At 37.9% G+C, this 23628-nt stretch carries 14 protein-coding genes; 12 read left to right on the top strand and 2 right to left on the bottom strand.

Annotated elements, in window-relative coordinates:
* A complete protein-coding gene (locus IGJ32_RS07470; RefSeq protein WP_010737741.1) occupies positions 1-1497 on the bottom strand; it encodes an amino acid ABC transporter substrate-binding protein/permease in 1497 nt (498 codons plus the stop codon).
* 387 nt (positions 1498-1884) lie between these two features.
* Here IGJ32_RS07470 and uvrB point away from each other — a divergent pair, with 387 nt between their 5' ends.
* The 8 genes from uvrB to IGJ32_RS07430 all read left to right on the top strand — a co-directional run bounded on the left by uvrB (position 1885) and on the right by IGJ32_RS07430 (position 15319).
* Positions 1885-3879, top strand: a complete 1995-nt coding sequence (uvrB, locus tag IGJ32_RS07465; RefSeq protein WP_034698271.1) for an excinuclease ABC subunit UvrB — start codon at positions 1885-1887, stop codon at positions 3877-3879.
* Positions 3880-3888: 9 nt separating this feature from the next.
* Positions 3889-6726, top strand: a complete 2838-nt coding sequence (gene uvrA, locus IGJ32_RS07460) for an excinuclease ABC subunit UvrA (protein WP_081127457.1) — start codon at positions 3889-3891, stop codon at positions 6724-6726.
* A 237-nt stretch (positions 6727-6963) separates the two neighbouring features.
* A complete protein-coding gene (locus IGJ32_RS07455; protein WP_010718947.1) occupies positions 6964-8229 on the top strand; it encodes a D-aspartate ligase in 1266 nt (421 codons plus the stop codon).
* 3 nt (positions 8230-8232) lie between these two features.
* Entirely contained in the window at positions 8233-8952 is a 720-nt protein-coding gene (locus IGJ32_RS07450) for an amino acid racemase (protein ID WP_010718948.1), read from the top strand.
* 153 nt (positions 8953-9105) lie between these two features.
* Positions 9106-9990 (top strand): RNase adapter RapZ, encoded by an 885-nt coding sequence (gene rapZ / locus IGJ32_RS07445; protein ID WP_010718949.1) that lies wholly within the window; start codon positions 9106-9108, stop codon positions 9988-9990.
* The gene (locus IGJ32_RS07440) at positions 9987-10985 is read left to right on the top strand and encodes a gluconeogenesis factor YvcK family protein (protein ID WP_010718950.1); all 999 of its coding nucleotides are present in this window, start codon (positions 9987-9989) and stop codon (positions 10983-10985) included. The genes rapZ and IGJ32_RS07440 overlap by 4 nt, the downstream gene beginning before the upstream one ends.
* A gap of 34 nt (positions 10986-11019) precedes the next feature.
* A complete protein-coding gene (gene whiA, locus IGJ32_RS07435) occupies positions 11020-11955 on the top strand; it encodes a DNA-binding protein WhiA (protein ID WP_010718951.1) in 936 nt (311 codons plus the stop codon).
* A 178-nt stretch (positions 11956-12133) separates the two neighbouring features.
* The gene (locus tag IGJ32_RS07430) at positions 12134-15319 is read left to right on the top strand and encodes a hypothetical protein (protein ID WP_373168907.1); all 3186 of its coding nucleotides are present in this window, start codon (positions 12134-12136) and stop codon (positions 15317-15319) included.
* A 197-nt stretch (positions 15320-15516) separates the two neighbouring features.
* On the opposite strand, the gene IGJ32_RS07425 is transcribed toward IGJ32_RS07430, so the two are convergent.
* The gene (locus tag IGJ32_RS07425) at positions 15517-16035 is read right to left on the bottom strand and encodes a thioredoxin domain-containing protein (protein ID WP_034698266.1); all 519 of its coding nucleotides are present in this window, start codon (positions 16033-16035) and stop codon (positions 15517-15519) included.
* A 175-nt stretch (positions 16036-16210) separates the two neighbouring features.
* On the opposite strand from IGJ32_RS07425, the gene nifJ reads away from it, so the two are divergent.
* The 4 genes from nifJ to glmM all read left to right on the top strand — a co-directional run bounded on the left by nifJ (position 16211) and on the right by glmM (position 23490).
* The gene (gene nifJ / locus IGJ32_RS07420) at positions 16211-19879 is read left to right on the top strand and encodes a pyruvate:ferredoxin (flavodoxin) oxidoreductase (protein ID WP_430610337.1); all 3669 of its coding nucleotides are present in this window, start codon (positions 16211-16213) and stop codon (positions 19877-19879) included.
* 187 nt (positions 19880-20066) lie between these two features.
* Positions 20067-20954 (top strand): diadenylate cyclase CdaA, encoded by an 888-nt coding sequence (gene cdaA / locus IGJ32_RS07415; RefSeq protein WP_010737735.1) that lies wholly within the window; start codon positions 20067-20069, stop codon positions 20952-20954.
* The gene (locus tag IGJ32_RS07410) at positions 20951-22108 is read left to right on the top strand and encodes a CdaR family protein (protein ID WP_034698262.1); all 1158 of its coding nucleotides are present in this window, start codon (positions 20951-20953) and stop codon (positions 22106-22108) included. The genes cdaA and IGJ32_RS07410 overlap by 4 nt, the downstream gene beginning before the upstream one ends.
* 23 nt (positions 22109-22131) lie before the next feature.
* Positions 22132-23490 (top strand): phosphoglucosamine mutase, encoded by a 1359-nt coding sequence (gene glmM / locus IGJ32_RS07405; RefSeq protein ID WP_010718960.1) that lies wholly within the window; start codon positions 22132-22134, stop codon positions 23488-23490.
* The last annotated feature ends 138 nt before the right edge of the window (positions 23491-23628 follow it).

The raw sequence follows: 23628 nt of genomic DNA, 5'->3' as shown, positions 1-23628 counted from the left end.
TTATTTCACCTTCTTTTCTAAAACTTTTGCTAATTTTGTCAGAATAGTAATGAGGATCAAATACATGATAGCAATAATTAGATAGACGTACGTACTTTGTGTCGTACGTGCAACGATAATTTTACCAGTTTGAAGTAACTCTACCACACCGATCGCTGAGATGATTGTTGTATCTTTCAATGAAATAACGAATTGGTTCACGAAAGATGGCAACATGATCTTGATTGCTTGTGGTAAGATGATTTTTTGCATGGTTCGATTATATGAAAGTCCTAAACTGCGAGAAGCTTCCATTTGACCAACTGGCACAGCTTTGATCCCACCACGAACGATTTCTGCGATATAAGCGCTGGCGTTCAAAGTTAGTGTGATAATCCCGGCAATGAAGTCGGGAATAGTAAATCCGACGATACCTGGTAATCCAAAGAAGATGAAGAATGCAAGAACCATCATTGGAATACCGCGGATGACATCGACATAAATACTTGCAATTGTTCGTAGGGCTCTGATTGGCGCTACGCTGAATAAACCAAAGATAACACCAACAACTAATGCCAAGGCGAATGAAATTAAAGTTAATAAGATCGTTTGCCATAAACCTTTTAGTAAAACTTTGTAGTTGTTTTGTAATAGACCAGTTAGTGTAGATTCATCTTTGCTGGCTTTAGTAGGCGTATTATCTGTTGAGATATATTTGTTGATGATTTTATCGTATTCGCCAGTTCGTTTTAATTCTTTTAGACCTTCGTTGAACATTTGTAATAGTTCAGGATTTTGGCCTTTTTTCACAGCAAAAGCGTATTTACCACCAGATTCTTTAGCAATCGGTGTTTCTAATTGTTGATTGTTTTTAATTGCATAGCCGATAACAGGGTAGTCGTCCATCATGGCGTCAATTGCGCCAACTCTCAATCCGTCATATAACTGATCTGCAGAATCGAAGTACTTGATGGTATAGCCGTACTGGTCTTCGTGGGCATTTAAGAAATCAGCACTTTCAGTTCCAACTTTGGCACCTACTGTTTTTCCTTTTAGGTCTTCATAGGACTTGATTGAATTGTCTCCTTTTTTGACAGCGATTTGAATCCCGCTTTCAAAATAAGGATCTGAGAAATCATAGCTTTTTTTTCGTTCATCAGTCACAGTCATTCCTGCGATCATTCCATCTGCTTGACCAGATTCTAACGCTTGTAGCGCAGCAGAGAAACCACGATAATCCATACGTAGGTTAAATCCTTGCAGTTTGGAGATTGCCTCCATTAATCCAACATCAATTCCCTCGTATTTGCCTTCAGCGTTTTGAAACTCGAAAGGTGCAAAAGCTGAATCGCTGGCAATGACATACGTCTCTTTCTTAGGTTCTATTTTTTGCATCGTCTCGCTCGTACTTGAGTCAGCAGTAGTTTTATCGTCAGCTTGTACAGGATTGCTAAGCGCAAATGTGACAAGTCCTGTCATTATGAAAATAATCGTATGAAGCAAATGCTTTTTTTTCATAATTAACCTCCTAAAATTTCAATAACTTTTCATATTTTCCTATTATATGCGAAAACTAATAATAGATACAAGCTGAGTTGCTGAAAAAAATAAAAAAAATGTCATTTTGTAACAATCTATGTTATAAAATGTAACATAATAAATGTAGAGAGGAATCTGACGTAAGATAAATAATTACTTAAGGGACATTATTGATATATAATTTTGCTGCTTAATTTACTACATAATACATGTATGAATTTATATAATATAGTAGAAAAGAAAAAACTCAAAAGTAGCGAAAGTATGTTCGGTGTGGTATAATAAATCAACAAGGAATGCCTTTGCTTTCCTTTTCTTTTTTGTGGTCGTAAAATGAAGAGGAAAGAATGAAAAGGAGGATGAAATATGATAGAAAGAGATACCTCCCGACACTTTGAGTTGGTGTCAAAATATCAACCAGCAGGAGATCAACCCGAAGCCATTACACAGTTAGTTGATGGGGTAGTTGGTGGAAAAAAAGCTCAGATACTTTTAGGAGCAACTGGTACAGGGAAGACGTACACCGTTTCGAATTTGATTGAAAAAGTGAATAAGCCAACATTGATTATTGCCCACAATAAAACATTAGCTGGACAATTATATGGGGAGTTCAAAGAATTTTTCCCCAATAATGCAGTTGAATATTTTGTATCTTATTACGATTATTATCAACCTGAAGCTTATGTCCCTTCAAGTGATACTTACATTGAAAAGGATTCTAGTGTCAATGATGAAATTGATAAATTACGACATTCGGCAACCAGTTCGTTATTAGAACGAAATGACGTGATCGTGATTGCTTCTGTTTCTTGCATCTTTGGTTTGGGTTCGCCTTTTGAGTATCAAAAACAAGTCGTTTCAATTAGACAAGGAGCTGAGCTTGATCGTAATCAATTGATTCGTGATTTAGTTAGTATCCAATTTGAGCGCAACGATATTGATTTTCAACGTGGTCGTTTTCGAGTACGTGGGGACGTTGTGGAGATTTTCCCAGCCAGTCGGGATGAACGTGCGTTGCGTGTTGAATTTTTTGGTGATGAGGTCGAAAGGATTCGTGAAGTCAATGCGTTGACTGGTGAGGTCTTGGGAGAAACTGAGCATGTGGCGATATTTCCAGCGACTCACTTTGTTACAAATGATGAACACATGGAACATGCGGTTGCAAACATCAAAGCAGAACTGGAACAACGTTTGACAGTTTTGCGGAATGAGAATAAATTGTTAGAGGCTCAACGGCTAGAACAACGAACGAACTATGATATTGAAATGATGTTAGAGATGGGTTATACATCTGGAATCGAAAATTATTCGCGACACATGGATGGTCGAAAAGAAGGTGAGCCACCATACACATTACTTGATTTCTTTCCCGAAGATTCATTAATGATTATTGATGAATCGCATGTGACAATGCCGCAAATTCGGGGAATGTACAATGGTGACCGCGCAAGAAAACAGATGTTAGTCGATTATGGTTTTCGTTTACCATCGGCATTAGACAATCGTCCGTTACGATTAGAAGAGTTTGAAAAGCACGTGAATCAAATCGTTTATGTATCTGCTACGCCTGGTCCATATGAGTATGAACAAACGGATACAGTGATTCAACAGATCATCCGACCAACTGGGCTACTAGATCCAATCATCGAAGTGCGGCCGATCATGGGGCAAATTGATGATCTGGTAGGAGAAATCAATGAACGAGTTGAAAAAGATCAGCGCGTGTTTGTAACTACATTGACAAAGAAAATGTCTGAAGATTTGACTGATTATTTTAAAGAATTAGGAATCAAAGTCAAATATCTGCATAGTGATATCAAAACATTAGAACGTACTGAAATCATTCGTGATCTTCGTTTAGGTGAATTCGATGTACTTGTAGGAATCAACTTGTTACGTGAAGGACTTGATGTACCGGAAGTTTCGCTAGTAGCGATTTTGGATGCAGATAAAGAAGGCTTTTTACGGAGCGAACGTTCTTTAGTACAGACGATTGGACGTGCAGCACGGAATGCAGAAGGAAAAGTGATTATGTATGCGGACAAAGTGACTGATTCGATGCGCAAGGCTATCGATGAAACTGCTAGACGACGTAGTATCCAAGAACAATATAATCAAGAGCATGGTATCGTGCCGAAAACGATCATCAAAGAGATCCGTGATTTGATTTCCATCACGAAAGAATCCGAAGATGATGCAAAAGAAACGGTTCAAGTATCCTATGAAGAAATGACAAGAGAAGAAAAAGCTACATTATTAATGAAATTAGAAAAAGAAATGAAAGATGCTGCTAAAGCATTAGATTTCGAGACAGCCGCAAATGTACGGGATATGATTCTTGAACTAAAGGCGTCAGAGTAGGGGGATTATATGGCAAATGATAAAATAATTATCCATGGTGCAAGAGCCCACAATTTAAAAAACATCAATGTGACAATTCCGCGAGATAAATTTGTGGTGGTTACTGGATTATCTGGTTCTGGGAAAAGTTCGTTAGCATTCGATACATTATATGCAGAAGGACAAAGAAGATATGTCGAAAGTCTTTCTGCTTATGCACGGCAATTTTTAGGGCAAATGGATAAACCGGATGTTGATAGTATTGATGGGCTAAGTCCAGCAATTTCAATTGATCAAAAAACAACTAGTAAAAACCCTCGTTCAACAGTAGGAACTGTCACAGAAATCAATGATTATCTCCGATTGCTGTTCGCACGTGTGGGGCATCCTATCTGTCCGAATGATCACATTGAGATCACCAGCCAATCTATTGATCAAATGGCTGATAAAGTTTTAGAATTACCTGAACGAACTAAAATTCAAGTTCTTGCGCCGATCATTGTCAAGAAAAAAGGCCAACATAAAAAAGTTTTTGAACGTATTCAAAAAGAAGGATACGTACGTGTTCGAGTGGATGGAGAAATCTATGACTTAAGTGAAGTACCAGAATTAGAAAAAAATAAAAAGCATGATATCGCAATTGTCATAGACCGTGTCATCATAAAAGAAGGAATCCGTTCACGTTTGTTTGATTCAATCGAAGCTGCCTTGCGTTTAGCAGAAGGCTATGTTTTGATTGATGTCATCGGAGAAGAGGAAATGCTGTTTAGCGAGCATTACGCTTGTCCTTATTGTGGCTTTACTGTTGGTGAATTGGAACCAAGACTGTTTTCTTTCAATGCGCCATTTGGTGCTTGTCCTGATTGTGATGGTCTTGGTGTCAAATTAGAAGTGGACCAAGATTTAGTGATACCTGATCGTACGAAGACGTTGAGTCAAGGAGCGATCGTCCCTTGGAATCCAATCAGTTCACAATACTATCCACAGATGCTGGCTCAAGCCTGTGAAAGTTATGGGATTGATATGGAGACGCCTTTTGAAGAGTTGCCACTTGAACATCAGGAAATCGTGCTCAATGGGACAGACGAGCTGTTCCATTTCCACTATGAGAATGATTTCGGTGGTGTTCGTGATGTTGAAACAACTTTTGAAGGGGTATTGAAAAACATTAAGCGTCGGTACCATGATACAAACAGTGATTTCACAAGAGAGCAAATGAGACAATATATGACTGAATTGACTTGTCAAACTTGTCATGGGTATCGTTTGAATCCTCAAGCTTTATCCGTTCAAATCAATGGGACGAATATTGGACAAACGAACGAGTTGTCTATCCAAAAAGCGGTCAACTTCTTTTCAAATTTGACCCTTTCAGACCAAGAAAAAGTAATAGCTAAACCGATTTTAAAAGAAGTGAATGATCGACTTTCATTTTTAGAAAATGTTGGTCTCGATTATTTAACGCTGAGTCGTGCATCAGGAACTCTTTCAGGAGGAGAAGCACAGCGGATCCGTTTGGCCACTCAAATTGGCTCGAATCTCTCAGGGGTTCTTTATATTTTAGATGAGCCTTCTATCGGACTCCATCAAAGAGATAACGACCGTTTGATCGGTTCATTGAAGAAAATGCGTGATCTAGGGAACACCCTGGTTGTGGTCGAGCATGATGAAGATACGATGCGTGCGGCAGATTATTTGATTGATGTAGGCCCTGGTGCGGGGCATCAAGGAGGAGAAATCGTTTCAGCTGGCACGCCAGCGGAAGTTGCTGCTGATGAAGACTCTTTGACTGGACAATATCTATCCGGTAAAAAGAGTATCCCAGTTCCAACTGAACGCCGAAAAGGGAATGGAAAAGCCATCAAAATCACTGGGGCAACGGAAAATAATTTGAAAAATATTTCAGTGGAATTTCCTTTAGGTGAATTTGTTGCGGTGACTGGTGTGTCTGGTTCAGGTAAGAGTACATTGGTCAATAGTATCCTAAAACGAGCTCTTGCACAAAAAATCAACCGTAATTCAGCAAAACCTGGTAAATTCAAATCAATTTCCGGTTATGAAAGTATTGAAAAAATCATTGATATCGATCAAAGTCCGATTGGGCGCACACCACGAAGCAATCCTGCGACATATACTAGTGTATTTGATGATATCAGAGATTTATTTGCACAAACAAATGAAGCTAAAATGCGTGGGTATAAAAAAGGCCGTTTTAGTTTCAACGTTAAAGGTGGACGTTGTGAAGCCTGCCGAGGCGATGGAATTATTAAGATTGAAATGCACTTTCTACCTGACGTTTACGTTCCTTGTGAAGTTTGTCATGGGAAGCGATATAATTCTGAAACGCTAGAAGTTCATTATAAAGGAAAAAGTATTGCAGATATTTTAGAAATGACGGTTGAAGATGCCGTTGAATTTTTCCAACCAATCCCTAAGATTCATCGAAAACTTCAAACCATTGTCGATGTTGGTCTAGGCTACGTTACGATGGGGCAACCAGCTACAACATTATCTGGTGGGGAAGCACAGCGGATGAAACTCGCTAGTGAATTACACAAAATAGCGAATGGTAAGAACTTTTATATTTTGGATGAACCAACGACTGGTTTGCATACAGATGATATTGCCCGGCTACTTGATGTCTTGCAACGTTTAGTAGATGCAGGGAATACGGTATTAGTGATTGAGCATAACCTTGATGTTATTAAAACCGCTGATCATATTATTGATCTTGGACCAGAAGGCGGGGAAGGTGGCGGTACGATTTTAGCCACTGGTACACCTGAAGAAATCATTGAGGTGAAAGAGAGTTATACTGGTCGATACTTAAAAAAAATCATGAATGGTGAAAACCAACTGGATAGTTAAAAAAAAATTAAAATCAAGTATCTATTCTTGTTTTATTGACTAGTATAGACTAAAATACGAAACATGGTAGTTCTTTCTACACTAATTGGTATAGATAAAAACTTCCTATAAGTTCAATCCGTTCAAAAAAGAATTGAGCAATCGGAGGAGATTCCTTTGATTGCTTTTTTCTTTATGGTATGATATTCCTTGTGTAGTTGAAAAAGAAAACTAGAGATTATGAGTAAGTGAGAGATAATGATGAACAGTAATGTAAACGAAGAATTTATTCCTATTTTATTGGGTAGCGACATGAATGTCTATGGAATGGCACGTTCATTTCATGAAGCGTATGGCAAAGTTTGCCAGGCGTATGCATCAAATCAGTTGGCACCAACTCGCTATAGCAAAATCGTCAAAGTTGACGTAATTCCTGGCTTTGATAAAGATCCGGTCTTTATTGAGTCCATGTTACGTTTAGCAAGAGAGAAATATTCAGATCAAACGAAGAAGTATCTCTTGATCGCATGTGGAGATGGCTATGCAGAACTGATTTCACAGCATAAAGAAGAACTCTCAAAGTATTTTATTTGTCCTTACATCGATTATTCGTTATTTAAACGTCTGATTAATAAGGTTAGTTTTTATGAAGTTTGCGAGGAATACCAGTTACCTTATCCTAAAACGTTGATTGTTAGAAAAGAAATGTTAGTTGATGGGCATTTGAATCAAGAGTTACCATTTGACTTTCCAGTGGCATTAAAGCCGGCAAACAGCGTGGAATACTTATCTGTCCAATTTGAAGGTCGAAAAAAAGCGTTTATTATCGATAATCGTGAAGAATTTGACTTGATCTTAGGTCGTATTTACGAAGCAGGTTATACAAGTGAAATGATCGTCCAAGATTTCATTCCTGGGGATGATAGTAATATGCGTGTGTTAAATGCTTATGTCGATGAAAACCATCAAGTAAGAATGATGTGTTTAGGTCACCCATTACTAGAAGATCCAACACCAGCTTCGATTGGTAATTATGTGGTGATCATGCCAGATTATAATGAAAAGATCTATCAAACGATTAAACGATTTTTAGAAGATATTTCCTATACTGGTTTTGCGAATTTTGATATGAAATACGATCCAAGAGATGGTGAATACAAACTTTTTGAAATCAACCTTCGTCAGGGAAGAAGCAGTTTCTTTGTCACTCTTAATGGCTTGAATTTAGCAAAATTTGTGACAGAAGACCGTGTATTTGAAGTTCCATTCACAGGGACTACCTATGGGACGAGCCAATCGGATCAAGCAAAATTATGGATGGGTGTACCTAACAAGGTCTTTTTAACTTATGCAAAAGCAAATGAAGACAAAAAAGTTGCAGAAAAAATGATTAAAGAAAATCGTTATGGAACGACTGTTTTTTATGAGAAAGATCGTTCGCTCAAACGCTGGTTATTGATGAAGTATATGTTTAGAAATTACATTCCTCGATTTAAAAAATACTTTCATGTGAAAGAAGGTTGATTCATGGAAAACTTTTTTAGTATTTTGGGCGGAATGGGAACGATGGCCACAGAGAGTTTTGTCCGTCTAATCAATCATCGAACCAAAGCCTCAAAAGATCAGGAATATTTAAATTATGTATTATTTAATCATGCGACAGTTCCTGATCGAACGGCTTATATTTTAGATAGGGAACAAGAAAGTCCAATGCCTTACCTACTAGATGATGTTGAAAAACAAAATTTACTCAAACCAAATTTTATCGTTTTAACGTGTAATACAGCTCATTATTTCTTTGATGAACTTCAAGCAGCCACTGAGATTCCGATTCTTCATATGCCACGAGAAGCGGCAAATGAGCTTGTCAGACAAAATACAACTGGTAAAGTAGCCATCCTGGGTACGGAAGGTAGCATGAAAGCTGGGATTTATGAAAAGGAAGTGAGACAGCTAGGCTTTGAGGCTGTCATTCCTGATGCTCAACTTCAGGCGAAAATCAACCATTTGATTTATCATGATATCAAAGAATCAGATTATTTAAACAAAGAACTATACTACGAAATTTTGGCAGAAGCGGTGGCGCGATTTGATTGCGAAAAAATTATTTTAGGCTGTACAGAATTATCGTTGATGCAAGAGTATGTAGGGGAAAATGAATATCCCGTCATTGACGCACAGTCAATCTTAGCTGATCAAACGATCGCCCGTGCCTTACAACACCGACAAGCTACCATATCAAGTTGAAAACTTTTATGAGCAAAGATTAGGGGCGGATACCTACAGTGGTATTTGTCCCTATTTTTATCGACAACTTCATTTTTAAGAATGTTTAACTGGTAATGATACGCCCGGAAGTGATATAATTTTAGGAAGAGATATGAGAGGGGGCCGTTTGATATGGCTGATAATTTACAACTAGTAATCATCACAGGGATGAGTGGCGCTGGGAAGACGGTCGCTATTCAAAGTTTTGAAGATATGGGGTATTTCTGTATTGATAATATGCCACCAAATCTAATTCCAAAGTTTTGGGAATTGATCAAAGAATCGGGTAAAGTGACGAAAATGGCATTAGTGGTAGACTTGCGTTCACGCTCGTTTTTTGAAGAAATCCAAAATATGTTAGTCGAAATTGAGAATACGGATTTTATCGATACGTCGATTTTATTTTTAGATGCATCCGATGAAGAATTAGTCGCACGATACAAGGAAACAAGACGTACCCATCCAATGGCAATGAACGGTTTAGTCACGGAAGGAATTCGTAAAGAACGTGCGATATTGAATGATCTAAAGATGCAGGCCTCGGTCATTATAGACACGACGACTTTAACGCCACGTCAGTTAAGGGAAAAAATCAATCAAACGTTTAAGACCAAAGGCGATCAAGGCTTTCGAATCGAATTTGTTTCCTTTGGATTCAAATATGGCTTGCCGATTGATTCAGATATCGTGATGGATGTACGCTTTTTACCAAATCCCCACTATATCCCTGAATTAAGACCTTTGACAGGAAAAGATCAACCAGTTTATGACTATGTGATGTCATTTGATGAAACTGAGCTGTTTTATAATAAGTTTTTAGATTTATTACAGACGGTTTTACCAGGATATATCAAAGAAGGTAAAAGCAGCTTGACGATTGCTATTGGCTGTACCGGAGGGCAACACCGTTCAGTTGCGTTAACAGAACGTTTATCAGGTGCTTTGAAAGAAAATTATAAAGTCAATGTGACTCACCGTGACAAAGATAAACGGAAAGAGACGGTGAATCGCTCGTGAAGATGAAAACTTACCGTATAAGAAAGCCCAAAATCGTTGTCGTTGGGGGTGGCACAGGCTTACCGGTTATTTTAAAAAGCTTGCGTAACCAAGGGGCTGATATTACAGCAATCGTAACTGTCGCAGATGACGGGGGCAGTAGCGGTGCAATCAGAGAATCAATTGCGATGGCGCCCCCTGGCGATTTGAGGAATGTGTTGGTTTCATTGTCGGATATGCCACAATTTTATGAAGATATCTTTCAGTATCGTTTTAAAAAAGAAGATCAATTTTTAGCCAATCATACGATCGGTAATTTGATCATTGCCGCTGTCGCAGAAATGAGAGGAAGTACATACGAAGCAGTACAACTCCTATCTAAGATGATGCATGTGGACGGTCATATCTATCCTTCTTCTGAAACACCATTAACACTCCATGCAGTTTTTAAAGATGGTACTACTGCGGTGGGGGAATCAAAAATTGCGGTCGATCGAAAAACGATTGATCATGTCTATGTGCGAAATACCACGGATGATAGCGAAGCCAAACCAGCACGAAAAGTTGTTTCTGCCATTATGGAGGCAGATATGGTCGTTTTAGGACCGGGTAGTTTGTTTACTAGCATTTTACCTAATTTGGTCATCCAAGAAATTGGAGAAGCAGTAGCTAAAACAGAAGCCGAAGTGGTGTATATTTGTAATATCATGACACAAAAAGGTGAAACAGAACATTTTACAGATGCTGATCATATTCGGGTGTTGCATGAACATTTGAAACGACCATTTATTGATACTGTTTTAGTTAACACAGAAAAAGTACCAGCAGGTTATATGGATCCCGAAATTTACGATGAATACCTCGTACAAGTAACCCATGATTTTCATGGATTACGGAATGAAGGTTGTCGAGTGATTTCGACTGACTTTTTAGAATTAAAAAATGGTGGTGTCTTCCATGATGGTGAAAAAGTTGTGGAAGAGCTATTTCGTTTGGTTTTTGGTTCCAAATATTAAACGGTAGGTTACTAAGAGAAAGGAGGAGAATAGGGTGTCATTTGCGGCAGATGTCAAAAAAGAACTTACTGGACTTGAAGTTCACCGCGAACATGCAAAGGCGGAATTAGCTGCACTTTTGCGAATGAATGGATCTTTAGGGATTGTGAATCAACAATTTATCCTAAACGTTCAAACAGAAAATGCAGCTATCGCTAGACGGATCTATTCTCTTTTAAAAGATCATTATAATGTCCGAAGCGAGTTACTCGTTCGAAAAAAAATGAAATTGAAAAAGAATAATGTCTATATCGTTCGTTTGAAACAAGGAACGAAAAATGTACTGATGGATCTAGATATCATGGACGGAATGATGTTCAATGGGCATGTATCTGATGAAATTTTAGGAAATGCACAAAAAATGCGATCCTATCTAAGAGGAGCATTCATGGCGTCTGGTTCAGTCAATAATCCTGAAACTAGTCGTTACCATTTAGAAATTTTCTCCATTTATGAACAACATAATCAAGACATTTGTGATATGTTAAATTATTATGGTCTTCATGCTCGAACATTGGAACGTCGAAACGGCTATATTTCATATTTAAAAGGCGCAGAGAAAATTGCTGACTTTTTAACCTTAATTGGTGCGACGAATTCGATGTTGCGCTTTGAAGATGTCCGTATCGTACGTGATATGCGAAACTCAGTCAACCGACTTGTCAATTGTGAGACAGCCAATCTGAATAAAACGATTGATGCTGCAGCAAAACAAATCGAAAATATTGAATTGATTGAAAGTAGAGTTGGATTAACTGCACTACCAGAAAAATTGCAAGAAATTGCAGAATTGAGATTAAAGCACCCAGAAGTCAGTTTAAAAGAGCTAGGAGAAATGATTCCATCAGGAGCGATCTCTAAATCCGGAATCAATCATCGAATCAGAAAGATTAATGAATTTGCAGAAAAGTTGCGCGAAGAAGCAAGTTAAGTGAAAAAATTTTAATTTTTTAATTAATGAAGATTTTGGGACAAGTATTTGTCTCAGAATCTTTTTTTATTATATTTCCAAAAAAAGTTCTAATCAGTGTCCTTTAATATGTTAAAAAGTAAGTAGCAAGTCTTATTGATAACGGTTATTGCTACTAAAAACAAAGGAGAATAGTGTCATGAAATATCTGAATAAAATACTGAGAGCCAAGGTTGTTCAAGGTTATGAACAAGGAAAAACAGATGAAGAAATTGCAGATAGCTTGAAGATATCCCGTAAAACAGTGGTTGAAATCAAATTGCTTGAAATCGCATGTAAACTAAGTCAAGGATTTACGGAACTTGAAATAGCTGAACGATTTCACAAGCCCATTGAGGAAATTCACAGAAACAAACACAACTATATTCTAAGACGTTTTTCGGATTCCTCTAGTAATAATTCCATTTCTGAGATTCCACCTTCCTCTAGGATTGACTCCATTTCTCAGCAGATAGGTGGTACGAAGGCGTATGTTCTTGAAAAAATAATTATTCAAAAGCTGAAAAAAATGGAAAATATCGAGGATATTACTAAGAGTGTTTCTATTTCATTAGGAGAAACTAAAAAGATAATAGAAAATTATGCAATACGAAAAATCTGTGAGGAAGGATACACACTGGAAGAATTGCATAAAATGTTGCATCTTAATTTGGCTGAGAATCCAAGAGTCTATAATATCTACCTTGAAGTTAAAAAGGAAAACGAATCAGGAGAAAAAGGAGTAGAAAGTAGGAGACAAAATGAAATAATTAATTTTTACAAAGAAAATAGAAAAGACAAGTTAGAAGAAATAACATCAAGTGAATTAAATAAATATCTAATTAATTATATTGCTATCCAAAGAAAGAAAGGTAAAAATATTGAGGAAATTGCACAAGAGTTGAATAGAAGTCATAAAACAATTCGAATGATAATAGCGCAATTTATTATCAGTGAATCGAGTAAGGGAACCCCTAAACAACACATTTCTACCTATCTTTGGTTAACAACAGCTCAAATGAAAAAAAATGTATACAACTATCTTACAGTAGAGTTAAAGGCTAATACAATGCAACATATTGCTTGGTTAAACAGTTCTACGTTCGATCAGATTCAATTAATGTATATCGAAGGCGCACTTGAAATGAAAAAATCCATTCATAAGATGCGCCCCAATAAAGATAGTTCAAAAAAATTAGCGTTTCTAAAACGCCACAATAAGGAGGAAATGAAGAAAATACGAGTAGAGTTCATTCAAGGACTTGAAAATAAAATAAGTCATGAAGAACTTATCGAGCAACTAAAGATTAGTAGACCAACTGCTTATAGGATACTTAATTTAGAAATCGCACGTAGCATATACCAAGGTTTTTCGGTACCTCAGATAGCTGAAAGACTACATAAAAGTTCAAGTAGTATAATGGGAAAAAAACATGCATTTATCCAAAATAGTTTTAAAAGGCATAGTGATATCCCTCTCATTGCTGAGAATATTGGTTGTTCAGAAGATTATGTGATGGAAAAATTGGTCGTTCACAAGCTAAAAATAAAGGAAAACATAAAGAATATCTCTGAAAACTTGAATATTTCGGTAGAAAAAACTAAAACGATAATAGAGGATTATGCAATAAAAAAGATTCATCAAGGATATACACGGAAAGAATTAAATAGTATATTACCTGTGAGTTTAGATGGATATCCGAGGATACTTGAGACTTTCAAAAAAGTTGAAAAAAATAATAAGTTAGAGGGAGAAAGTAAAAACACAAATACCTTATTATTAAAAACACAACCAGAAAGGGTACTTGAACAACTAAGCTTCGAAGAGCTTGTCAAGAAACTAAGAAAAGGGATAAAAATTGGTGATATTGCAACCGAATTGGACTGGACTTCGGAAATGGTGAGACATCGAATGGCTGAATTTATTATACAACATTCAATTAAGGGAATGTCTAAAGAAGAAATAGGTAACCAGCTTTGTTTAACTCAAACTGACATAAAAGTACTTCCATATCAATATATTAGAGATTATATAGCAATGTACCATCAAATTCAAAGAATTGCGGAAAGAAATGGCAGCACGTTGGCTCAAATTTATAAGATATATGTAGAGGGGGGAGTTGCAAAAGGAGTATCCATTAATGAAATTGCATGTACGCTAAAGATAAACGAAGAAGCCGTTCAAAAGATAGTGAATAAAATTCAGAACGAATCTCAACCAGAATTAAACAGCCCAGAACCACCTATCATTGAGAAAGCAATCTCTGAAGTTAAGAAAAATCTGATACAAGAAGGCACGATCCAACCACCAAAACCAATATCTATAGCTGAATCAACAAACCAGTTTCATCAAACCGACCCTGAACCAAATAGCTTAGATCTATTGAGTAAATCTATTATTAGTGAGTATAAAAAGAAAAAAAATATAAAAATGATTTCAGCTAAATATAATGTACCGCTAGAAGTGGTACAAAATATAATAAGCGAATACATAGTAAATAAAGGAAAGAAGGGGAGACGGATTAATGAGGTTGCGGCAGAGTTATATTTTTCTACCATTCATACAGGCGATGGACAAGTGTTATTTATCCATCAATCTGGAAAGGTCTCTGAAGTTAAGAAAAATCTGATACAAGAAGGCACGATCCAACCACCAAAACCAATATCTATGGCTGAATCAACAAACCAGTTTCATCAAATCTACACTAAATCGAATAGAATAGATCCATTGCGTGAAATCATTGTTAGTGAGTATAAGGAGAATCAAAATATAGGAGTAATTTCATATCAATATAATTTATCACCAGAAGAGGTCCAAGAAATAATATGTGATTACATCCGAAATGAAGAAAAGAAAGGGAGGACAGTTAACGAGATTGCGACAGAATTTTCTTTTTATTCCGTTCCTAATTCCGATGGAAAACTACGGTTTATCCATAAAGATGAAGTGTTATCTCTAGTTAAAAACAATCCGTTGTACCAAAGCACGAGTCACCAACCACTACAACCAATATCTATGGATGAATTAACCAGACGTTTTGATCAAATCGAGCTTAGATCAAATAGCTCAGACCAAGTGAAAGGAAAATATGAAAAGAGTCAAGAAATGAAATCGGAAGGAGAGAGGAAGAGAAGGAATTCAGAATCGAATCCTGGCGCCCTGGACCTAAGTCTGAAAAAAGCACGGGTAGACTCACCCATATTGTCACAGCCAAAAAGTTTTTCATCGACTACAACTCGTGCCGTTGAAAAAGTACAAAATGTCATCGAACAGAAATGGCAACAGCATCTAAATAACCCACGTGTCCAAGCTAGTTTACGAAGCTTTGTCAACGAAAGGTCTTAGGATAGATAGATGGTGTATCAATCCGTTTTTTTATCTTTTTCTAAATTAAGATCTGGATAGTCGCTCAATCAAAAATGACCCAAGGACCTTAAAAATAGGCTAGGCTATTTTGAGGTTCTTTGGGTCTTGTTAGGGTCGGAACGATAGTGTCAATCCTGATCAATAATGATTACAAGTACATGTGATAGTCAGGATTATTACTCGTTAATGTAGTCAATTAGCTCTTCTTTTTTGATCGATTCATCAAAAATATGCTCTTCCAAAATAACAGTTGGAACAAAACGGATATTGGCAGCATTCGCCTCAGCTATAATTGCTTGAGAGGCGGGAGATTCTTCTTGGTAAGTTAGACCTAACTTATTTTGAGCATAATCTGCTACTTCTGCTAGACTAAGATTTTTCCAATCATCCTGCGAATCAAATACTTTTTTGATTTCTCGTAAAGCTACTTGACCGTCTGACGTATCAATATGATGATGCATCACATTCCCACGTTGCAAACTTTCTTTTTCTTTATCAAAAAGTTTGATCACCCGTTGCAAACGACCTTTACTTACAGCTTCTTCGAGTAATTCATAAGATTCGTTGAACCATTGACGGCAATAAGGGCAAGCCAGATTGATAAACTCTGCCATTTTCTTAGGAGCATCTAAGTTTCCATAATGAATGCCAGTTTCGGTATTTGTTTTATCTGCTTTAATGATAGATATATCCATGTATAATCACCTCTTAGATTCATTTTAAGCATTTTTCAGGAAAAAGACTAGTTTTTTGTTTAATAAAGCATGTATCTTCTCATGTGAGCACTTTTACAGAATAGGTAGGTTTTCAGGAGCTTTTGCGTTATAATAGGTGGGATATTTGAGAGAATTTGAACAAGGATGATGACAAATGCGAAAAATGAAAACAATGGACGGAAATACAGCTGCCGCTTATATTTCTTATGCTTTTACAGAATTAGCTGCAATCTATCCCATTACTCCCAGCTCAACGATGGCAGAATTAGTGGATCAATGGTCTGCTAGTGGGAAGAAAAATCTTTTTGGACAACCAGTTAAAGTGGTTGAAATGCAATCTGAAGCAGGAGCGGCTGGTGTTGTGCATGGTTCGCTCAAAACAGGAGCGCTGACAACGACTTATACAGCTTCTCAAGGATTGTTGTTGATGATACCCAATATGTATAAAATCGCTGGTGAATTACTACCAAGCGTATTTCATGTCGCAAGTCGTGCAGTAACGACGAATGCGTTAAATATCTTTGGGGATCATGGGGATGTCATGGCTGCTCGATCGACTGGATTTGCGATGCTTGCAGAAAGTAGTGTGCAAGAAGTTATGGACTTAGCACCCGTAGCACATTTGGCTTCGATTGAAGCAGAGCTGCCATTCTTGAATTTTTTTGATGGTTTTCGTACGAGCCATGAAATCCAAAAAATTGAAGTACTAGAATATGACGAGTTAGCATCGTTAATCAATCAAGAGAAACTTGCTGCGTTTAGAAACAGAGCGATGAACCCTAACCACCCAACTGTTAGTGGAACGAATCAAAATCCAGATATTCATTTTCAACAAAGAGAAACGATCAATTCGTATTACGAACAATTACCTCGCATCGTACAAAAATACATGCAAGCAATCAATGAATTACGTGGAACTTCCTATGATTTAGTCACTTATCATGGTGCTGCCGACGCGACAGAAGTCATCATTTCGATGGGGTCAGTAGCGCAAACGATTGAGCAGACAGTCGATTATTTGAATAAAAATGGCCGGAAAGTCGGTTTCTTGAATATCCATCTTTATCGCCCATTCCCAATTGAAACATTGTTGCAAAAACTTCCTAAAACTACACAGTCAATTGCCGTATTAGATCGAAGCAAAGAACCAGGAGCTGGTGGGGAACCATTACTGCTAGATGTTCAAAGTGCACTTTATGATGCAACAATCTGTCCTAAAATAATTGGTGGGCGGTATGGATTAGGATCAAAAGATGTGACACCAGATCAAATCATCAGCGTTTTTGACGAGTTGCAAAAAGATGAACAAATGAAAAAACGATTTACAATCGGGATAGTGGATGATGTTACCTATCATTCTTTGGCACCAAGACCAACATTGGATTTAACGGATGCTGAAACTTACCAAGCTAAGTTTTGGGGTTTTGGTTCTGACGGGACTGTCGGTGCAAATAAATCTGCTATTAAAATCATTGGTGATCATACAGACAAATACGCCCAAGGCTATTTTTACTATGATTCAAAAAAATCAGGTGGATTGACGATTTCCCATCTCCGTTTTGGAAACACGCCAATTCGTTCTACTTATCTAGTTGAACATGCTGATTTTGTCGCTTGTCATACGCCTGCTTACTTGCACAGCTATGATTTAGTTAAAGGGTTGAAAAAAGGTGGCACATTTTTATTGAATACTTTATGGACAGATGAGCAGTTAGAAACGCATCTGCCTATTCGTCTAAAAAAATATTTGGCAGAAAATGAGATTCAATTTTATACGATCAATGCGATGAAAATTGCTCAAGAAGTTGGATTAGGTCGTCGTATTAACACTGCCATGCAAACGGCTTTTTTCAAATTAGCAAACATTATTCCTATTGAAGAAGTGATTCCGCTCTTGAAAGAAGAAGTGCTTAAAAGCTATGGTCATAAATCAATGAAAATCGTAGAAAAAAATAACCAAGCGATTGATCATACCCTTGAACTTCTCCATAGAGTTGAAATCCCCAAACATTGGCGATCATTAGAACTACCTAGCAAAAAAGAAGAGACAACATCACGTTACGTAAAAGAGATTTTTACGCCGATCAATGCTCAAGAAGGAAATCAACTGTCAGTAGGTACTTTAGTAGCCAACCAGATGACAACTGGCGAGATGCCATTAGGAACAGCAGCGCTGGAAAAACGAGGTGTAGCCCTAGAAGTCCCTGAATGGATCAGTGAACGTTGTACGATGTGCAATGAGTGCGCATTTGTATGTCCGCACGCAGCCATCCGCCCATTCTTAGCTGATAAAGAAGAGCTGACTGAAGCGCCTGAAGGATTTATCGTTCGTGATATGAGAGGACCTGACGGGTTAAAATATCGTATCCAAGTTTCCGTGGAGGACTGTACAGGATGTGGATTATGTGTGGAGGCTTGTCCAGCCAAAGGAAAAGCGTTAGTGATGAAACCTTACGAGGAACAAAAAGAACAAGCGGTCAATTGGGCGTTTGCAATGACATTGAGACAGAAAGAAAACCCTATGAAAGGAAAAAATACGGTAATGGCTACCCAATTTAACCAACCGTTGCTTGAATTTTCAGGTGCTTGCTCGGGTTGCGGTGAAACGCCATATGTGAAACTTTTGACCCAAATGTTCGGAGACCGAATGATGATCGCTAATGCAACCGGCTGTTCTTCAATATGGGGAGGAGCTTCGCCAGCATCACCGTTCACAACGAATGCTTGTGGGCAAGGTCCAGCTTGGTCTAATTCCTTATTAGAAGATAATGCTGAATTTGGCTATGGTATGTTACTAGCTGCTCAAACCCGTCGTGAAGCTTTAGCGCAATCTGTTCGTGAAATCATGCCAAAAGTATCGAGTGCGCTTCGACTGTTGATGGAGGATTGGCTCAACCATTTATTCGATAGCGAAGGAACACAACAACGAGCAGCTAAACTTCAGGCTGTGATGGTAGCGGAAGTACAGCAAGTCCCAGAATTGGAATCCATTCTTGAGCACAAAGATATTTTTGTCAAAAATAGTCAATGGATTATTGGCGGAGATGGTTGGGCTTATGATATTGGCTTTGGTGGTATCGATCATGTATTGGCTAGTGGGGCAGATGTGAATATCCTAGTATTGGATAATGAAGTTTATTCTAATACTGGGGGGCAAACCTCTAAAGCAACGCCAACGTCAGCTATTGCAAAATTCTCCGCAAGTGGGAAATATGCGTCGAAGAAAGATTTAGGAATGATGGCAATGACTTATGGGAACGTCTATGTCGCTCAAATTGCTTCTGGTGCCAATCAAATGCAAACAATCAAGGCGTTTGAAGAAGCAGAGAAATACCCAGGGCCATCACTAATCATTGCGTATACGCCTTGTATCACCCATGGTCTGTTGGGGGGCATGAAAGAATCGATTAAAGAAGCCAAAGAAGCTGTTTCATCAGGCTATTGGTCCCTCTATCGTTATAATCCAAGTTTAATTGAAAAAGGGAAGGTTCCGATGATTTTGGATTACAAAAAACCAGACTTTTCAACAATGGGCGATTTTATGCGTAAGCAAGTTCGGTTTTCTTCACTAGAAAGTGCCAACCCTCAATTAGCTGAAAAATTGTTTGAAAAAACGGTTCTAGATGCAAAAACTCGTTTTTACAATTATGCTTCACTCACTGGACAGCTTGATAAAATTAAAGAAAAACTAGAACCGTCTGATCCGATTGTAAAAGAAGAGGAAGTCGAAACGAAAAAGAGAAAAAAAGAACGTAAGATCGATGATGAAGCAGCAGCCAGAAGAGCTGCTAAAAGAGCAGAACGCGCAGCACGTCGAAAATGATGTTTTGATGTTTTGTTCATTGATCCAACAATCTCATTCGGTGAATGATAAGCAAACAATTTAAAGGGCGGAAAAATCGATCGAATAATTTATGTAATTTTCTTGAAAAAAGTAGCCAGAATCGTCTCATATTTCCAAACATATGATATACTTAAAGGGAAATCTCAAAAGAGAAGAGAGGCTTTTTATGTCATTTCAAATCGGGGAACTTTTTAATTTAGAGTATTGGCAACAAATGTTTTCCGGTGACTTATTTTCTCTGAATTTTTTGGTAAACATACTGGATATTTTAGTCGTATGGTATTTGGTTTACAAACTGATCCAGCTACTAAGAGGGACGAAAGCGATCCAATTGCTCAAAGGCGTTGCCATCTTTATCGTGATTCGAATTGCGGCTGAGTTGATTGGGCTACACACGCTGTCATGGCTGATGAATCAAGTCATAACTTATGGTGTGATTGCAGCAATCGTCATCTTCCAACCAGAGATTCGTCGTGGATTAGAACATCTGGGAAGAAGTTCGTTATTCAAACAAACGAAAAGCGAGCAACAAGAAGACGAGAAGATGATCCTATCCTTTGATAAAGCTATTCAATATATGTCGAAACGTAAGATTGGTGCTCTGATTACGATCGAGCGTCATACTGGTTTAGATGAGTATATTGAGACAGGCATCGCATTGGATGCAGATATTACTGGTGAGTTACTCATTAATATCTTTATCCCCAATACGCCGCTGCATGACGGGGCAGTTATTGTCAAAAATGGAAAAATTGCAGTTGCCAGTGCCTATTTACCTTTATCAGAAAGTATGTTGATTCCAAAAGAATTTGGAACACGTCACCGAGCTGCTGTCGGTATTAGTGAGGTCAGCGATGCAATAACTATCGTGGTCTCGGAAGAAACAGGAGATGTAAGTATCACTTTAGACAATCAATTGATACCAGGGTTATCGCAAGAAGAGTATTTATCGATCTTACGAAAACAACTAATTGTAGAAGAAAAAAATAAAAACAAAAAGAATGGGCTTCAATCTTTCTTGGACGCAATGACTAAGGGAGGGGATCGGAAATGATCTCAAAAGAAAAGCGTACGAGTATTCTGTATGGGTTTGTTGCGTTATTGTTTAGTATCATTCTTTATTTCAATGCGAATGGTCAAACGATGCAAAACACATTATCTGGAAACGAGTCCTATTCGCAGACAGCTTCTGATGTTTCGATCCAACTTTTATATGATACCGATAAGTATTATATCCATGGTTACGAAAACACTACTACTGTCAAATTGGCTAGTGCGAATCGTATCCAGTTGATGGCTGAGGCAAATGAAGACACCCGTACCTTTAGGGTCACCGCAGACTTAGCACATCTAGGTGAAGGAACCCACGAAGTGCCATTGAAAATCAAAAATCTCAGCAGCGCTGTCACCGCTAAGTTGCAACCGGAAACGATCACGGTTACAATTGAAAAGAAAGTGACCAAAGACTTTGAAGTTAAAGCTATTCTGCCAACAGAGACGACGCCTTCTGGTTATAATTTAACTGAAACAACTGTCGATCCAACGAAGGTCACGATCACCACTGGAGATAAGACTTTAGCGGAAATTCATCAAGTGGTTGCAAAAGTCAACCCGTCAATGATAACGGACGATGGTGTGAATAGCAATGTATCTGTACAAGCATTAAATTCAGCTGGTGAGCCGTTGAGTATTGTTTCTGATCCAGTGCAAGTCAACGTCACGTCAGATGCAATCAAACCGAAAAAAACGGTTAGCCTGTATGGTATTCAACAAGGGACAAAAGGCGAAGGAATTAAGAACTATAATTTCAAGTTTTCCGAATTAGAGGCTGAAGTCACAGGGACGACGGAACAACTTGCTCAAATAGGGGATAGTATCGCTGTGCCTATCGACATATCAGGAATTACTCATCGAACGACTAGGACGATTCAGATTCCTGTTGAACAAGGAATGAGCGTCTCGCCTAAATCGGTTAAAGTTGAGATAGCACCAGTGTTGGAATCGACAACTAGTGATTCTTCAGTCGATAAAAATCAAAGTTCGACTAAAAGGAATGACTCAACAACGTCAACGACAAAGTCGACTACATCGAGCACGTCACTTTCTAGTGTCCAGACAGAAAGCAAGCAAACTTCTGAAAGTACAGATTCGAGTGAATCCACTATGCAAAGTACACAAGAGAGTCAAACGTATTCTTCGGAAAATTAAGTTAAAGGAGCAAATTTACAATTATGGGTAAATATTTTGGAACGGATGGTGTCCGTGGCGAAGCCAATAAAGAATTGACACCAGAATTAGCGTTTAAGTTAGGTAGATGTGGCGGATATGTATTAAGCCAACATGAAACAGAAGGGAAACGTCCACGGGTTTTAGTTGGGCGTGACACCAGAATCTCTGGGCAAATGCTAGAAGAAGCCTTAATTTCTGGTTTGTTATCAGTTGGTATTGAAGTATTTCAACTTGGCGTCATTTCCACACCAGGAGTTGCTTATTTAACAAGATTGCAAAAAGCCAATGCCGGCGTGATGATTTCTGCTTCACATAATCCTGCACAAGATAATGGAATCAAATTTTTTGGTGCTGATGGGTTTAAATTAGTGGATGAACAAGAATTAGAAATTGAAGCATTGCTTGATGCCGAAGTGGACGAATTGCCACGTCCTTCAGCAGAGGGATTAGGAACAGTAGAAGAATTTCCAGAAGGCTTATTAAAATATTCTCAATTCTTAGTGCAAACGATCAATGGGGATCTATCAGGCCTAACCGTTTGTGTTGATGCGGCAAATGGGGCGACAGCAACTTCTGTCAACCGTTTATTCGCAGACTTAGAAACAGATTTTTATACGATGGGTACCAGCCCTAATGGCTTAAATATTAACGATGGTGTTGGTTCAACACACCCTGAAAAGTTAGCTGAAATGGTTGTTGAAAAAGGCGCCGATGCCGGTTTAGCATTTGATGGTGATGGGGATCGAATTATTGCAGTGGATGAACTTGGGAACATCGTTGATGGTGATAAAATCATGTTCATTTGTGCGAAATACCTTTCAAAGAAAAATCGTTTGAAAAAAGATACGATCGTTACAACGGTCATGAGTAATTTAGGATTCCATAAAGCGGTGGAAGAAATTGGCTTGAAGGACGTAGTTACTCAGGTTGGTGACCGCTATGTTGTAGAAGAAATGCGAAAAAATGATTATAATTTTGGTGGAGAACAATCTGGTCATATGGTCTTCCTTGACTTTAATACTACAGGTGATGGAATGCTATCAGGAATCCAATTACTGAATATCATGAAGCAAACTGGGAAGAAATTATCCGAGTTAGCGAGCGAAGTGACGATCTACCCACAAAAATTAGTAAATATCCGAGTAAGCAACAAAAATGGTGCAATGGAAGTTCCAGCGATCAAAAAAGTGATTGAAGAAACTGAGGCTGAGATGGCTGGTGAAGGAAGAATTTTAGTTCGTCCTTCTGGAACTGAACCATTATTACGTGTCATGGCTGAAGCGCCAACCGATGAAAAAGTAGCATATTACGTGGATAAGATTGCTGCAGTTGTTCGAGAAGAGATCGGACTTGAAGAATAAGAACTAAAATTTTTCTCATTTTAATAGTAATCGACTGTTATTTACAAAAATGTTTTCTTGTTTTTGTGAATAACAGTTTTTTTGTCCGTAGGAAAACAAATTTGGGTTGCTGTCAAATGCTTGTTCCAAGATAACTAC

It is taken from the genome of Enterococcus sp. DIV1639a, assembly GCF_050530445.1.
Taxonomy (GTDB): Bacteria; Bacillota; Bacilli; order Lactobacillales; family Enterococcaceae; genus Enterococcus_B; species Enterococcus_B hirae.
Note: the sequence above shows the minus strand (reverse complement) of the source record. Positions and strands in the feature narration are given on the sequence as shown.

Bases quoted from the DNA above. Each gene is read 5' to 3' on its own strand.
- IGJ32_RS07470 (WP_010737741.1), bottom strand. From the start codon at position 1,497: ATGAAAAAAAAGCATTTGCTTCATACGATTATTTTCATAATGACAGGA.
- uvrB (WP_034698271.1), top strand. From the start codon at position 1,885: ATGATAGAAAGAGATACCTCCCGACACTTTGAGTTGGTGTCAAAATAT.
- uvrA (WP_081127457.1), top strand. From the start codon at position 3,889: ATGGCAAATGATAAAATAATTATCCATGGTGCAAGAGCCCACAATTTA.
- IGJ32_RS07455 (WP_010718947.1), top strand. From the start codon at position 6,964: ATGATGAACAGTAATGTAAACGAAGAATTTATTCCTATTTTATTGGGT.
- IGJ32_RS07450 (WP_010718948.1), top strand. From the start codon at position 8,233: ATGGAAAACTTTTTTAGTATTTTGGGCGGAATGGGAACGATGGCCACA.
- rapZ (WP_010718949.1), top strand. From the start codon at position 9,106: ATGGCTGATAATTTACAACTAGTAATCATCACAGGGATGAGTGGCGCT.
- IGJ32_RS07430 (WP_373168907.1), top strand. From the start codon at position 12,134: ATGAAATATCTGAATAAAATACTGAGAGCCAAGGTTGTTCAAGGTTAT.
- IGJ32_RS07425 (WP_034698266.1), bottom strand. From the start codon at position 16,035: ATGGATATATCTATCATTAAAGCAGATAAAACAAATACCGAAACTGGC.
- nifJ (WP_430610337.1), top strand. From the start codon at position 16,211: ATGCGAAAAATGAAAACAATGGACGGAAATACAGCTGCCGCTTATATT.
- cdaA (WP_010737735.1), top strand. From the start codon at position 20,067: ATGTCATTTCAAATCGGGGAACTTTTTAATTTAGAGTATTGGCAACAA.
- IGJ32_RS07410 (WP_034698262.1), top strand. From the start codon at position 20,951: ATGATCTCAAAAGAAAAGCGTACGAGTATTCTGTATGGGTTTGTTGCG.
- glmM (WP_010718960.1), top strand. From the start codon at position 22,132: ATGGGTAAATATTTTGGAACGGATGGTGTCCGTGGCGAAGCCAATAAA.